Below are 15,033 nucleotides of genomic sequence, written 5' to 3'. Positions count from 1 at the left end.
CGTAATATTTTGCACTGCACTATTCTCTGTCTTGTCCTGACAGGATTTACGCCAAACTGTCGTGCCGGTATTAAAAAATACTTGGCACATTTGTCCAGCGTAGCGCCGTGCCCTTACCCGGAAGCATGGCCCACAGTTTGATCACCCTTCAAGCTAACGTCATCAAGCTGCCATCCGCAGCCAGCAAAATTGCTGAATAGCCAAGATAAGCAAGCCAGCTATTCATGCCGACAGCTGTTTCACGTAAGTCCTGATATTGAAATTGTCCTCCGGAGATCCACTATGCACGCTCAAGGTTTATACGACCCATCCAATGAACATGACGCCTGTGGCGTAGGTTTTGTTGCCCATATCAAAGGCAAGAAGACGCATGCCATCGTCGATCAGGGTTTGTTGATTTTGAAAAATCTTGACCACAGGGGCGCGGTTGGTGCCGATGCCCTGATGGGTGACGGTGCCGGTATTCTGATCCAGATTCCTGACCAGTATTACCGTGAAGAGATGGCCAAGCAGGGCATCAACCTGCCTCCACCGGGTGAATATGGCGTAGGCATGATCTTCCTGCCTAAGGAACATGCATCCCGCCTGGCTTGCGAACAAGAGATAGAACGAGCCGTGCGCGCAGAAGGCCAGGTAGTACTGGGCTGGCGCGATGTGCCGGTGGATCGCGACATGCCTATGTCGCCTACCGTGCGTGAAAAAGAACCGGTCATACGCCAGATTTTCATCGGCCGCGGCCCTGACATCATGGTGACAGATGCACTGGAACGCAAACTGTATGTCATCCGCAAATCGGCTGTGCATGCGATTGAAGCCCTGCATCTTTTGCATGGCAAAGAGTACTTTGTGCCATCCATGTCTGCCCGTACCATCGTCTATAAAGGCTTGCTGCTGGCTGATCAGGTAGGTATCTACTATAAAGACTTGCAGGATGAGCGTTGCGTTTCCGCGCTGGCCCTGGTGCATCAGCGCTTCTCGACAAATACCTTCCCCGAATGGCCGCTGGCTCACCCTTACCGCATGATTGCGCATAACGGTGAAATCAATACCGTCAAAGGCAATTTCAACTGGATGCGCGCGCGTGAAGGTGTCATGAAATCTGCGGTACTCGGCGACGATCTGCAAAAACTGTATCCGCTGATATTTGAAGGCCAGTCCGATACCGCAAGTTTCGACAATGCGCTGGAATTGCTGGTCATGGCTGGATACCCCATCGCGCAAGCCATGATGATGATGATCCCGGAAGCCTGGGAAAACCACACCATGATGGATGAAAACCGCCGCGCCTTCTATGAATACCATGCAGCGATGATGGAACCATGGGACGGCCCAGCCGCCATGGCCTTTACCGATGGCCGCCAGATCGGCGGCACACTGGACCGTAATGGCCTGCGTCCGGCACGTTATATCGTTACCGATGATGACCTGGTCGTTATGGCATCTGAATCCGGCGTCTTGCCTATTCCAGAATCCAAGATCATCAAGAAATGGCGTCTGCAACCAGGCAAGATGTTCCTCATCGACCTGGAAGCCGGCCGCATCATCGATGACAAGGAAATCAAGGATACCTACGCCAATGCCAAGCCTTACAAGCAATGGATTAAATCCGTCCGTATAAAGCTCAATGAGTTGAAGGCCGCAGAAGACAAGATAGAATACTCCGCCACTTTGCTGGACCGTCAGCAAGCCTTTGGTTATACCCAGGAAGACTTGAAGTTCCTGATGGCACCAATGGCGCTGGCAGGCGAAGAAGCAATCGGCTCCATGGGCAATGATTCTTCGCTGGCAGTCATGTCGAACAAGCTCAAGCCTCTGTATAACTACTTCAAGCAATTGTTTGCGCAGGTGACTAATCCACCTATCGACCCTATCCGCGAAGCGATGGTGATGTCGCTGGTATCCTTCATCGGTCCAAAACCGAATTTGCTGGACACCAATAACATCAACCCACCGATGCGTCTGGAAGTCGCGCAACCGATACTGGATTTTGCTGACATCGCCAAGCTGCGCAATATCAGCGCCAATACCGGTGGCAAGTTCAAGTCCTACGAGCTGGATATCTGCTACCCCATTGCCTGGGGCAAGGATGGTATCGAAGCGCGCCTGGCCTCCATTTGTGCTGAAGTCGTTGATGCGGTCAAGTCTGGCCACAACATCATGATCATCACTGACCGCAAGATGGATGCCAACTATGTCGCCATCCCGGCTTTGCTGGCAACGTCGACTGTGCATCAGCACCTGGTCAGCAAGGGTTTGCGCACCACCACTGGTCTGGTAGTCGAGACTGGCTCTGCCCGCGAAACCCATCACTTTGCCTTGCTGGCAGGTTATGGCGCTGAAGCAGTTCATCCTTATCTGGCGATGCAGACACTGGCCGACATGGCCAAGGATTTGTCGGGTGAATTGTCGGCAGAAAAAGCGGTCTATAACTACACCAAGGCAGTCGGCAAGGGCTTGATGAAAGTCATGTCCAAGATGGGTATCTCTACCTATATGTCTTATTGCGGCGCGCAGATTTTTGAAGCTGTCGGTCTCAACAAATCCCTGGTTGATAAATACTTCAAGGGCACGGCATCGAATGTAGAAGGCATAGGCGTATTTGAAGTTGCTGAGGAAGCCCTGCGTTTGCATAAAGCTGCTTTTGGTGCCGACCCGGTACTGGAAAACGCCCTGGATGCCGGTGGCGAATATGCCTTCCGTGTGCGTGGTGAAGACCACATGTGGACACCGGATGCAATCGCCAAGTTGCAGCATTCCACCCGTGCCAACAACTATAATTCGTATAAAGAATACGCACAGATCATCAATGATCAAAGCAAGCGCCACATGACCTTGCGCGGCTTGTTTGAATTCAAGATCGATCCTGCCAAGGCAATACCTTTGGATCAGGTAGAACCAGCCAAGGAAATCGTCAAACGTTTTGCGACTGGTGCGATGTCCCTGGGTTCCATCAGCACAGAAGCCCATGCGACACTGGCGATTGCGATGAACCGCATAGGCGGTAAATCAAATACTGGTGAGGGCGGTGAAGATCCCGCACGCTATCAGCAAGAGCTCAAAGGTATCCCTATCAAGCAGGGCGCGACGCTGGCGTCTGTCGTCGGCAAGGACCAGATAGAAGTCGATATTCCCTTGCAGGATGGTGACTCGCTGCGCTCGAAAATCAAGCAGGTCGCGTCTGGCCGCTTTGGTGTCACGACGGAATACCTGAGTTCTGCCGACCAGATACAGATCAAGATGGCGCAAGGTGCCAAGCCAGGTGAGGGCGGTCAGTTGCCTGGCCATAAGGTGTCGGAATACATCGCCAAACTGCGATTCTCTGTGCCTGGTGTGGGCTTGATTTCTCCGCCACCGCATCACGATATTTATTCGATTGAAGATCTGGCGCAGTTGATCCATGACTTGAAAAACGCCAATCCCAAAGCCTCGATCTCGGTCAAGCTGGTGTCTGAAGTGGGTGTCGGTACGGTTGCTGCCGGTGTCTCCAAAGCCAAGGCTGACCACGTTGTTATCGCCGGTCATGATGGTGGTACGGGTGCTTCACCTTTGTCCTCCATCAAGCATGCCGGTACACCGTGGGAACTGGGTTTGTCTGAAACCCAGCAAACCCTGGTCTTGAATGGCTTGCGTGGCCGTGTGCGTGTACAGGCCGATGGCCAGATGAAAACTGGCCGTGACGTCGCGATTGCGGCCATGCTGGGTGCCGATGAAATCGGTTTTGCTACAGCACCGCTGGTGGTCGAAGGATGCATCATGATGCGCAAATGCCATCTGAATACCTGCCCGGTAGGTGTGGCTACACAAGACCCGGTCCTGCGTGCCAAGTTCTCTGGCAAGCCTGAATATGTCGTCAATTACTTCTTCTTCGTTGCAGAAGAGTTGCGTCAGATCATGGCGCAACTGGGCATACGCACTTATGACGATTTGATAGGCCGTGTTGATCTGCTGGATAAATCCAAGGCAGTCGCCCACTGGAAAGCCAAGGGCCTGGACTTCAGTCGCATCTTCTATCAGCCAGAACTGGCTGAAGGTGCAGCGATACGCCATGTCGATGTACAAGACCATGGTCTGGAAAAAGCGCTCGACAATAAACTGATTGCCCAGGCAAAAATCGCTCTGGAGAATGGTGAAAAAGTATCCTTCATTTCACCGATCAAAAACCTGAACCGCACTGTGGGCACGATGTTGTCTGGCGAAGTGGCGAAGAAATATGGTCACGCTGGTTTGCCGGATGACACTATTCACATACAGTTGCAAGGTACGGCTGGCCAGTCTGCCGGTGCCTTCCTGGCGCATGGCGTGACCCTCGATCTGGTGGGCGAAGGTAATGATTATGTCGGCAAAGGTTTGTCCGGTGGCCGTATCATCATCCGCCCGAATACAGAATTCCGTGGCTGGGCTGTCGATAACATCATCTGCGGCAACACAGTTCTGTACGGTGCCATTTCTGGTGAAGCCTTCATCAATGGTGTGGCTGGCGAACGTTTCGCCGTGCGTAATTCCGGTGCGCTGGCTGTCATCGAAGGTACGGGCGATCATGGTTGCGAATACATGACAGGCGGCACCGTCATCGTGCTGGGTAACACAGGCCGTAACTTTGCTGCCGGTATGTCGGGTGGTATCGCCTATGTGTATGACCCGGAAGCTGAATTCGAAGCCAAGTGCAATATGTCCATGGTGACACTGGAGCCGGTATTGGCTGGTGATGTACAGATCGCGACCCTGGATAAATCCATCTGGCATAGCCGCACGCGTGGTGGTGATGGCGAGACGGATGAAGCCATCCTGCGCAATCTGATAGAGCGTCATTTCAAACACACAGGCAGTACCCGCGCCCGCAATTTGCTGGACGACTGGGCCCGCAGCCGTGCCAAGTTCGTCAAGGTATTCCCTACCGAATACAAGCGCGCCCTGGGTGAAATGTATGCAGCCAAACAGCTCGCAGTGAAAAAGGAAAAAGTCACGGCATAGTCGAGTGAGCGTGCCGCAGCTTTGCTGCGGTCGCGCCTTCCTGTGTTCTCCAGACTATTCAGCTTATTTTAGATTCGGACAGGGCAGATGCCCGCAACAAAATTGAGGTTAGAAAATGGGTAAAGTTACCGGCTTCATGGAATACCAGCGTTTGCAGGAAGCAAGCGAAGCGCCACAGTCACGCAAAAAGCATTACAAGGAATTTTTGGTGCATCTTGATGATGGCCAGGCCAAGGTCCAGGCCGCACGCTGCATGGATTGCGGCATTCCTTTCTGTAATAACGGCTGCCCCGTCAACAACATCATCCCTGACTGGAATGACCTGGTGTTCAACGGTAATTACAAACTGGCCCTCGATACCCTGCATTCGACGAATAATTTCCCGGAGTTCACAGGTCGCATTTGTCCAGCACCTTGTGAATCTGCCTGTACTCTTGGTATCAATAGCGATGCGGTTGGTATCAAGTCGATAGAACATTTCATCATCGACAAAGGCTGGGAAAATGGCTGGGTCGTACCGCAAGTGCCATCCATCAAGACTGGCAAGAAAATTGCCGTGGTTGGCTCTGGTCCTGCGGGCCTGGCTGCCGCCCAGCAACTGGCGCGTGTTGGCCATGATGTGACAGTATTTGAAAAGAATGACCGTGTCGGTGGCTTGCTGCGCTATGGGATTCCTGACTTCAAGATGGAAAAATCCCATATCGACCGCCGTGTCGATCAGATGGTGGCAGAGGGGGTGACTTTCCGCACCAGCGTATTCGTTGGCAAGGACTTCCCGGCAACAGTGACCAACTGGGCCAAGGAAACCATCTCGCCTGAACAACTGCAAAAAGACTTTGATGCCGTCATCATCGCCGGTGGTGCAGAAACGCCACGCGACTTGCCCGTGCCTGGCCGCGAACTCAAAGGTGTGCATTTCGCCATGGACTTTTTGCCCTTGCAAAACAAGGTCAATGCCGGTGACAAGGTCAAGGACCAGATCATGGCCAGCGGCAAGCATGTGGTCGTCATCGGTGGTGGTGATACCGGTTCTGACTGCGTAGGCACATCCAACCGTCACGGTGCCAAATCAGTTGCCCAGTTTGAACTGATGCCACAACCGCCAGAGCAAGAAAACAAACCCCTGGTCTGGCCTTACTGGCCAACCAAGTTACGCACCTCTTCTTCCCATGAAGAAGGTTGCGACCGCGACTGGGCAGTAGCGACCAAGCGCCTGGAAGGCAAGGCAGGCAAGGTCGAAAAACTGATCGCCTGCCGCGTCGAATGGAAAGATGGCAAGATGCAGGAAGTGCCAGACTCTGAATTTGAGATGAAAGCCGATCTGGTCTTGCTGGCCATGGGCTTTGTCTCGCCGGTACAACAGGTGCTCGATGCTTTTGGTGTCGATAAGGATGCGCGTGGCAATGCCAGGGCAACGACTGATGGTGCTGGCTGTTACAGGACCAATGTAGACAAGGTGTATGCCGCAGGTGACATGCGCCGTGGTCAGTCGCTGGTGGTATGGGCGATACGTGAAGGACGTCAATGCGCGCGCGAAGTGGATGCCTTCTTGATGGGTGATTCTGTTTTGCCTCGCTAATCCTGGTTGAAATCCATGTCCGTCACTCATATTTTCAGTGGTGACGGGCATGCTGCCTTGATTTGCCTTCATCACTGAAATCAGTTGTAAGTCAGCAGCCGCAAGTCAAATTTGGCAGGAATTTTGTAAATAACTGACTTTCCGTTCATTAATAAAAATTATTTTCATCCCCCTGATTTGAATTAAATTTGGAAAAATGCATATTTCTCGTGTTTTAGCTTAAATAAGAGCATTATTCCGAATATTCATCAATTAGTTGTTTTTTTGATATAGTTGTCTGTACAACCCTCTTTGCCTTTCTGCATTACAATCTAGTTTTTATAAAACTACCTTCCCATTGTTGTGCCAAATCTTGTAGAAATTCGCGATATCCAGTTTGGGTATGGAGACCGGACTATCCTGTCTGAACTCCGTATGGATTTCCCACGCGGTAAACTGATTGCCGTCATGGGTGGTTCAGGTTCGGGCAAGACTACGATCTTGCGTCTGATAGGCGGGCAAATCCGCGCGCAGCGCGGCAGTATCAAGGTCAATGGTCAGGAAATCAGCGAGCTCGATACCCAGGGCTTGTATGCAATCCGCCGCAAAATGGGCATGCTGTTCCAGCATGGTGCCTTGTTCACGGACCTGAATGTCTTTGATAACGTCGCTTTCCCCATGCGCGAACATACCAGTCTCAGTGAAACCATGATACGTGACCTGGTCTTGCTGAAACTACAGGCCGTGGGTTTGCGTAATGCCGCCAGTTTGATGCCTGCTGAAATCTCTGGTGGCATGGCCAGGCGCGTGGCGCTGGCCCGTGCAGTAGCGCTGGACCCTGAATTGATCATGTATGACGAGCCCTTTGCCGGGCTTGATCCTATTTCCATGGGTGTTGCTGCCAATCTGATACGGAACTTGAACGACGCTTTGGGGTCTACTTCCATCCTGGTGTCGCACGATGTGCACGAAACCTTTGCGATTGCTGACTATGTGTATTTCCTGTCCAAGGGCAAGATAGTCGCGCAAGGTACACCAGAAGAAATGCGGGTGTCACAAGACCCGTATGTAAAACAGTTTGTGCATGCAGAGGCAGATGGACCCGTGCCTTTCCATTATCCCGGCGCATCCCTGCAGGCGGACCTGGGTTTGGAGAAGCGCACATGATAGAAAAAATTGGTGGTTTTGTCAGATCGACCATGGCTGACCTGGGTTATGCGGCCCGCAGCTTTTTTTCGATATTGATGAATTGCGGCGGTTTGTGGCGCAGGCCACGACTGATAACGGACCAGATCCATTTCATCGGCAATTACTCCATGGTGATTATTGCGGTGTCGGGATTGTTTGTCGGCTTTGTGCTGGCCTACCAGGGTTATTACACCCTGAACCGTTATGGCTCTGAGGAGGCGCTGGGCCTGCTGGTTGCGCTCTCGCTGGTACGGGAACTGGGCCCGGTCGTCACGGCCTTGCTATTTGCGGGCCGCGCCGGTACTTCGCTGACCGCAGAGATAGGTTTGATGAAGGCCGGTGAACAACTGGCTGCGATGGAAATGATGGCAGTCAATCCTATACAAAGGGTACTGGCACCGCGTTTCCTGGCTGGCATCATCGCCATGCCCATACTTACCTCTATTTTTAATGCCATGGGCATTATTGGTGGTTATGTTGTTGGTGTGAAACTGATCGGTGTTGATAATGGCGCTTTCTGGTCGCAGATGCAGGCAGGGGTAGAAGTATTCCAGGACATAGGCAATGGTGTTGTCAAAAGCATCGTCTTTGGTTTTGCAGTAAGCTTTGTTGCATTGTTCCAGGGTTATGAAGCGCAGCCTACACCCGAAGGGGTAGCGCGCGCCACCACCAGGACCGTGGTCATATCCTCTTTGCTGGTGCTGTGGCTGGACTTCCTGTTGACGGCCTGGATGTTCCAGTAATCCCGTCCTGACCCGCCTATTTCACACTGTGCGGGTAGGGGAAAATGAATTAATTGCCATGCCCGCAAAGTGGCTGTGAGCTTGGCAAAAACGTAAGAAATCGCAAGAAATAGGTGGAAAAGAAAAATGCAAAAAAAATCTCTCGACTTCTGGGTAGGGCTGTTTGTCTTGCTGGGTGCCGCTGCTCTGTTGTTTCTGGCACTCAAGGCGGGCAATTTAAGTTCTTTGTCCTTTGAGCAGACCTATACTGTTACTGCACGCTTCGACAATATAGGCGGCCTCAAACCCAGAGCTGCAGTCAAAAGTGCAGGTGTAGTGGTAGGACGCATCAGCGAAATCAAGTTTGACGATAAAACCTACCAGGCGACTGTCGTCATGGAGTTAGAAAAACGTTACAAATTTCCACAAAATTCATCCATCAAGATACTGACCGCAGGTTTGCTTGGTGAACAATATATAGGTTTGACTGCAGGCAGCGATGACAAACTGCTGGCCGCAGGTGACAGAATTAAATTTACCCAGGATGCCATCGTGCTCGAAAGCCTGATCAGTCAGTTCCTGTTCAGCAAAGCAGCAGACGGTAATACGGAAGAGAAAAAATGACACGAACAGATAAATTTCCTGCTACCGGCAGGTTGCTGACCATGTTCCTTTTATTGGTCAGTGTTTTGCTGACCGGCTGCAGTACAGTCACTGTAGAAAAAATCAAGGACAAGGCTGACCAGACTCTTGATGTATTGAGTACCAAGACCAATATAGGTAAGAACCCGCGCGATCCGCTGGAGGGTTTCAACCGTGCCATGTTCAGCTTTAACGACACCGTCGATACGGCAGTCGTGAAACCAGTGGCACAGGCTTACCGTGCTGCTACGCCAAGTTTTGTACAGACTGGTATAGGCAATTTTTTCAGCAATATTGGCGATGTCTGGAATGCAGTGAACAATTTGCTGCAAGGACGTGTCAATGATGGTGTCACCGACGTCATGCGTTTTGCCGTGAACACCACCATAGGTATCGGTGGTCTGATCGACATAGGTTCAGCGGCTGGCATGCCCAAGCATAATGAAGATTTTGGGCAAACCCTGGGGCGCTGGGGTGTGAAGTCCGGCCCTTATCTGGTCTTGCCGGTATTGGGGCCATCAACGGTGAGGGATGCGCTGGCGACTCCTGTCGATATGCGCGGTGACCTGTGGTATTACAAACGGCCCATGTATATCAAGAACATAGGTTCGGTAGTGCGTCTGGTCGATAAGCGTGCATCGGTACTGGATGCCGGTAGCCTGCTGGAAGAAGCGGCACTTGATAAATATGTCTTTTTCCGTGATGCCTATTTGCAGCGTCGCGCGGGGCAGGTTAATCCAGATGATGGCGATTGATTTTATCTAAAAATCATAGTCTGCAAATGTAAGAATTGGTGAAGGTGTGGTGAGCTTGGTCAACCGCTGAGGCTGCTGACAAGTTAACTGCTCATGTGCGGTATTTACCGCAAAATCAGGAACAGGAACAATAAAATGAAACGAACTCTGACGAAATTTTTTAACTTGATATTCGCCAGCCTGCTTATTACAGGTCTGGCCAGTGGTGCGGCACAGGCGCAGGAAGCACCGGACGTGCTGATCAAACGCCTGAGCCAGGAAATACTGGATCTGGCAAAAAGTGACAAGGATATCCAGGCAGGGAATCAAAAGAAAGTATATGACATGGTGGAAAACAAAATCCTGCCATATATAGACTTCCCACGCATGACATCCCTGGCTGCTGGTAAAAGCTGGAAAGAAGCGACACCAGCTCAGCAAAAACAATTAACGAATGAATTCCGCACTTTGCTGGTATTCACCTATTCTGGTGCGATTTCACAGATCAAGGACCAGCGTGTTGAATTCAAGCCTATGCGTGCTGATCCAACGGATACAGAAGTTGAGGTACGTTCCCAGGTGATACAGTCACGTGGTGAACCAATCGTCTTGAACTATCGCCTCGAAAAATTGCCAGCTGGTTGGAAGATTTTTGATATCAATGTACTCGGTGCCTGGTTGGTGGAAACCTATAAAGGCAGCTTCTCTGCTGAAATCAGCAAATCCGGCATTGATGGCTTGATCCAGACTTTGGCTGAAAAGAATAAAAAACTGGCTGCCTCCAGTGCAGCAAAGAGTGCAGCAAAATAAAATGTAAAATAAGTCCGGGAACGTATTGTGTATACAGTAACAGGTGAGCTTAGCCATGATAATGCCAGTGCAGTTGCTGCTGCTGGCTTGTCTGCCATAGCTGCAGGTCAGTCGGAATTCGATTTGTCGGCAATGACTAAAATCGATTCCAGCGCAGTCGCTGTCATGATAGCCTGGCAACGCCAGGCTATAGAGCGTGGCATGCAATTGCAATTCAGTGGGTACTCTGCCAACCTGCTGAGCTTGCTCACCCTGTACGGCCTCAACGAGCAATTCCAGCTTCATCCTTCAGAGCGACATTGATCGCATCCTGAATCTATTTCCTGAAAGGCATGCATGCCAGGAATACCGGCATGCCATTTCAGATCAAATCCCGAAAATCCCCTATAATCAAAGGTTTCGCCACTTAAGTGGCCAGAAACCGGGTTTTCCGGTTCTTAATTCCCTGATGAGCACTTTGTGCAAACACGCCAGATGGCAGCCATACAAATTAGCAACATACAAAAACGCTACCAGTCGCTACAGGCGCTGGGCGGCGTGTCACTCACGATAGAAGAGGGTGAGTTTTTCGGTTTGCTGGGGCCAAATGGTGCTGGCAAGACTACTTTGATTTCCATACTGGCAGGCCTGAACCGCGCTGACGCCGGTAATATCACCGTACAAGGTCATGATGTGGTCACGGACTACCGCAATGCCCGCAAAAAGCTGGGCGTGGTGCCGCAAGAGCTGGTATTCGACCCTTTCTTCACCGTGCGTGAAACCCTTCGCATGCAGTCTGGCTATTTCGGCCTGAAGAATAATGACAAGTGGATAGACGAGGTCATGGAAAACCTCGACCTGACCAATAAGGCCGACGTCAATATGCGCGCCCTGTCCGGTGGCATGAAACGCCGGGTGCTGGTCGCGCAAGCACTCGTGCATAAACCACCCGTTATCGTTCTCGATGAACCGACTGCCGGTGTTGATGTGGAATTGCGCCAGACCTTGTGGCAATTTATCGCCCGCCTGAATCGTGAAGGTCATACTGTGGTTTTGACCACACATTACCTCGAAGAAGCCCAGGCACTCTGTAATCGCATCGCCATGCTGAAGCTGGGCAAGGTGGTGGCCCTGGATAGCACTGCCAACCTGATCAAGCGCATCTCGGGTTCACAATTGCGTATTACGCTGGCAGCCGGTGGTGTAGTGACTTTGCCTGCCAGCTTGCGCGATAAAGTCATCAGCCATGAAATCCAGGCAGACCCGCGCCAGTTCGCACTGCGTGTGACAGACTATAACCAGGTCGAGGGCATGCTGGCCGCCTTCCGCGCAGACGGTTGCGTCATCGAAGATATGCATTTATTGCAAGCTGATCTGGAAGATGTCTTCCTGCAAATTATGGAGGGCAGCAAATGAGTAGCTTGACCGGTTTTAATACCCTGTTCTACAAAGAAGTTTTGCGCTTCTGGAAAGTGGCAACGCAAACCATCACTGCACCCATCATGACAGCCATTCTGTACTTGCTGATTTTCGGCCATGTGCTGGAAGAGCATGTACAGGTTTATCCTGGCGTCAAATACACGGCCTTCCTGGTGCCTGGCCTGGTCATGATGAGTGTCTTGCAAAATGCGTTTGCGAATTCATCTTCTTCACTGATCCAATCCAAGATTACAGGTAACCTGGTCTTCATCCTTTTGCCCCCGCTGTCACACTGGGAAATTTTCAGTGCCTATGTATTGGCAGCGATTTTGCGTGGTGTTGCCGTCGGTGCGGGTGTCTTCATCGTCACGGCCTGGTTTGCTGATCTGCATTTCGTTGCGCCTTGGTGGATAGCGATTTTTGCTTTCCTCGGTGCTGCCATGCTGGGTACCATGGGTTTGATTGCCGGTATCTGGGCAGAGAAATTTGACCAGCTCGCCGCTTTTCAAAACTTTTTGATCATGCCTGCGACTTTCCTGTCAGGCGTGTTTTATTCCATCCATTCACTGCCTGGCATCTGGCAAAGTATTTCGCGTTTCAATCCGTTTTTCTACATGATAGATGGCTTTCGCTTTGGTTTCTTTGGCAAGTCCGATGTTGATCCCCTGCATAGCCTGATGATCGTGACCGTGTTCTCGTTATTGTTGGCTACGATTGCCATCCAGATGTTGAAACGTGGATACAAGTTAAGGCACTGAGTAAGTCAGCATCAAGTAAAAAACAATACGCAGTACAACAATTGCTTCACCATTTTGATCAAGAGAGTTAGCCGTGTTTCCTACGCCCGAACAAATTAAAAATTACATTGCAGCCGGTCTGGAATGTACGCACCTGGAAGTCGAAGGCGACGGCCAGCACTTTAATGCCGTGATCGTTTCTGCAGCCTTCGCTGGCAAGCGCCCGATACAGCGTCACCAGATCGTCTACGCAGTTCTCGGTGACCGCATGCGCGAAGAAATACATGCCCTTTCCATGAAAACCCTGACGCCTGAAGAGTACGCTGCATAATGGATAAATTATTGATCACAGGCGGGAATCGCCTGAATGGTGACATCACGATTTCTGGCGCAAAAAATGCTGCACTGCCTATCCTGTGCGCAGGTTTGCTGACTTCGGGTAATGTCGAATTGCACAATGTGCCTTCGCTACAAGATGTCAGCACCATGCTGAAATTGCTGCGTCAAATGGGCCTGCAAGTCACGCAGGAAGACGGCGTGACCGTACTCAATGGTGCAGCCATAGACAAGCTCGAAGCACCGTATGACCTGGTGAAAACCATGCGTGCATCGATACTCGTGCTCGGTCCCTTGCTGGCACGTTTTGGTGAAGCGAAAGTATCTTTGCCAGGCGGTTGTGCGATAGGTTCGCGTCCGGTTGATCAGCACATCAAGGGCTTGCAAGCGATGGGCGCCGAGATCAATATTGAAGCCGGTTATATCCATGCCAAGGCCAAGAAACTCAAAGGCACACGCATAGTCACCGACATGATTACCGTGACCGGTACAGAAAACCTGTTGATGGCAGCGACGCTGGCCGAAGGTGAAACCGTACTCGAAAATGCCGCGCGTGAGCCCGAAGTTACTGACCTGGCCAATCTGCTGGTCGCCATGGGTGCGAAGATAGAGGGCATAGGCACAGACCGTCTGGTGATACAGGGTGTAGAAAGTCTGCACGGTGCAACGCATACCGTCATCGCTGACCGTATAGAAACCGCAACCTTCCTGTGCGCAGTAGCTGCTACTGGTGGTGACATTACCTTGAAAAACACACGCAGTGACATTCTTGATGTCGCGCTTGATAAATTGCGTGACGCTGGTGTGATACTGACGACGGGCCCGGACTGGATACGCGCGCAAATGAGCAGCCGTCCCAAGGCTGTCGGTTTCCGCACTACTGAATATCCTGGCTTCCCGACTGACATGCAGGCGCAATTCATGGCATTGAACTGTATCGCACAAGGTAGTAGCCGTGTCACGGAAACGATATTTGAAAACCGTTTCATGCATGTACAGGAAATGAACCGCCTGGGTGCAAAAATAGAAATCGACGGCCACACTGCCATCGTCAATGGTGTCGATAAACTCATAGGCGCACCAGTCATGGCGACTGATTTGCGGGCCTCTGCCTCGCTGGTGATTGCCGCCATGGTGGCCGAGGGTGAAACCCTGATAGACCGCATCTACCATCTGGACCGTGGCTATGACCGTATGGAAGTCAAACTCTCCGCAGTTGGTGCACAGATACAGCGAGTCAAATAATGTCTGCTCCTACACGCACTTCTGTCACCTCGCAACTGACACTGGCCTTGTCCAAAGGCCGCATCTTTGAAGAAACCCTGCCTTTGCTGGAAGCCGCAGGCATACGTGTAACCGAAGATCCAGAAAAATCGCGCAAGCTGATTTTGGCGACCAATGACCCTGATGTGCGCGTCATTATTGTCCGTGCATCTGACGTACCCACTTATGTGCAATATGGTGCAGCCGATTTTGGTGTGGCGGGCAAGGATGTCTTGCATGAACATGGTGGTGCTGGCCTGTACCAGCCTATCGATCTGAACATTGCCAAATGCCGCATGTCAGTCGCGGTGTCCGTGGGTTTTGATTATGAAAACGCCGTGCGCCAGGGCGCACGCCTGCGCGTTGCCACCAAGTATACCGAAACAGCGCGCCAGCATTTTGCCAGCAAAGGTGTACACGTCGATCTGATCAAGCTGTATGGCTCGATGGAGCTGGCGCCACTGGTTGGTTTGTCAGATGCGATTGTCGATCTGGTCAGTACCGGTAGCACCCTGCGTGCGAATAATCTGGTGGAAGTGGAGCACATCATGGAAATTTCTTCGCGCCTTGTGGTTAACCAGGCAGCATTGAAATTGAAACGTGAACGTCTGCAACCCATATTGGAAGCATTTGATCGTGCCTCCAAGGCAAATGCATAATTGACCAAGAGAACA

The 15,033-nt window shown here is 51.4% G+C and carries 13 protein-coding genes; all 13 read left to right on the top strand.

Annotation, left to right across the window (positions count from 1 at the left end):
- Positions 1-282: 282 nt before the first annotated feature.
- Positions 283-4,971, top strand: coding sequence for a glutamate synthase-related protein (locus tag UNDKW_RS24860; protein WP_162060935.1), 4,689 nt, complete (start codon positions 283-285; stop codon positions 4,969-4,971).
- A gap of 115 nt (positions 4,972-5,086) precedes the next feature.
- Complete coding sequence (locus UNDKW_RS24855) at positions 5,087-6,550, top strand: glutamate synthase subunit beta (protein WP_162060934.1); 1,464 nt, start codon at positions 5,087-5,089, stop codon at positions 6,548-6,550.
- 342 nt (positions 6,551-6,892) lie between these two features.
- Positions 6,893-7,696 carry an ABC transporter ATP-binding protein gene (locus UNDKW_RS24850; protein ID WP_162043507.1) on the top strand — a complete coding sequence of 268 codons (804 nt, stop codon included), beginning with the start codon at positions 6,893-6,895 and terminating at the stop codon, positions 7,694-7,696.
- Entirely contained in the window at positions 7,693-8,460 is a 768-nt protein-coding gene (mlaE, locus tag UNDKW_RS24845; RefSeq protein ID WP_162060933.1) for a lipid asymmetry maintenance ABC transporter permease subunit MlaE, read from the top strand. The genes UNDKW_RS24850 and mlaE overlap by 4 nt, the downstream gene beginning before the upstream one ends.
- A gap of 126 nt (positions 8,461-8,586) precedes the next feature.
- Positions 8,587-9,063: an outer membrane lipid asymmetry maintenance protein MlaD gene (gene mlaD, locus UNDKW_RS24840; RefSeq protein WP_162043505.1), complete on the top strand. Its 477-nt coding sequence runs from the start codon at positions 8,587-8,589 to the stop codon at positions 9,061-9,063.
- Positions 9,060-9,836, top strand: coding sequence for a VacJ family lipoprotein (locus tag UNDKW_RS24835; RefSeq protein WP_370529054.1), 777 nt, complete (start codon positions 9,060-9,062; stop codon positions 9,834-9,836). The genes mlaD and UNDKW_RS24835 overlap by 4 nt, the downstream gene beginning before the upstream one ends.
- Positions 9,837-9,971: 135 nt before the next feature.
- Entirely contained in the window at positions 9,972-10,625 is a 654-nt protein-coding gene (locus UNDKW_RS24830; RefSeq protein ID WP_162043504.1) for a phospholipid-binding protein MlaC, read from the top strand.
- A gap of 27 nt (positions 10,626-10,652) precedes the next feature.
- Entirely contained in the window at positions 10,653-10,928 is a 276-nt protein-coding gene (locus UNDKW_RS24825; RefSeq protein WP_162060932.1) for a lipid asymmetry maintenance protein MlaB, read from the top strand.
- A 171-nt stretch (positions 10,929-11,099) separates the two neighbouring features.
- On the top strand, positions 11,100-12,020 hold the full coding sequence (locus UNDKW_RS24820) for an ABC transporter ATP-binding protein (RefSeq protein WP_162062099.1): 921 nt from the start codon (positions 11,100-11,102) through the stop codon (positions 12,018-12,020).
- A gap of 5 nt (positions 12,021-12,025) precedes the next feature.
- Positions 12,026-12,781 (top strand): ABC transporter permease, encoded by a 756-nt coding sequence (locus UNDKW_RS24815; protein WP_370529150.1) that lies wholly within the window; start codon positions 12,026-12,028, stop codon positions 12,779-12,781.
- Positions 12,782-12,854: 73 nt separating this feature from the next.
- The gene (locus tag UNDKW_RS24810) at positions 12,855-13,091 is read left to right on the top strand and encodes a BolA family protein (RefSeq protein ID WP_162043501.1); all 237 of its coding nucleotides are present in this window, start codon (positions 12,855-12,857) and stop codon (positions 13,089-13,091) included.
- Complete coding sequence (gene murA / locus UNDKW_RS24805) at positions 13,091-14,341, top strand: UDP-N-acetylglucosamine 1-carboxyvinyltransferase (RefSeq protein ID WP_162060931.1); 1,251 nt, start codon at positions 13,091-13,093, stop codon at positions 14,339-14,341. Before UNDKW_RS24810 ends, murA begins: the two co-directional genes overlap by 1 nt.
- Entirely contained in the window at positions 14,341-15,018 is a 678-nt protein-coding gene (hisG, locus tag UNDKW_RS24800) for an ATP phosphoribosyltransferase (protein ID WP_162060930.1), read from the top strand. Before murA ends, hisG begins: the two co-directional genes overlap by 1 nt.
- Positions 15,019-15,033 lie beyond the last annotated feature (15 nt).

Source organism: Undibacterium sp. KW1 (assembly GCF_009937955.1).
Taxonomy (GTDB): Bacteria; Pseudomonadota; Gammaproteobacteria; order Burkholderiales; family Burkholderiaceae_D; genus Undibacterium.
Note: the sequence above shows the minus strand (reverse complement) of the source record. Positions and strands in the feature narration are given on the sequence as shown.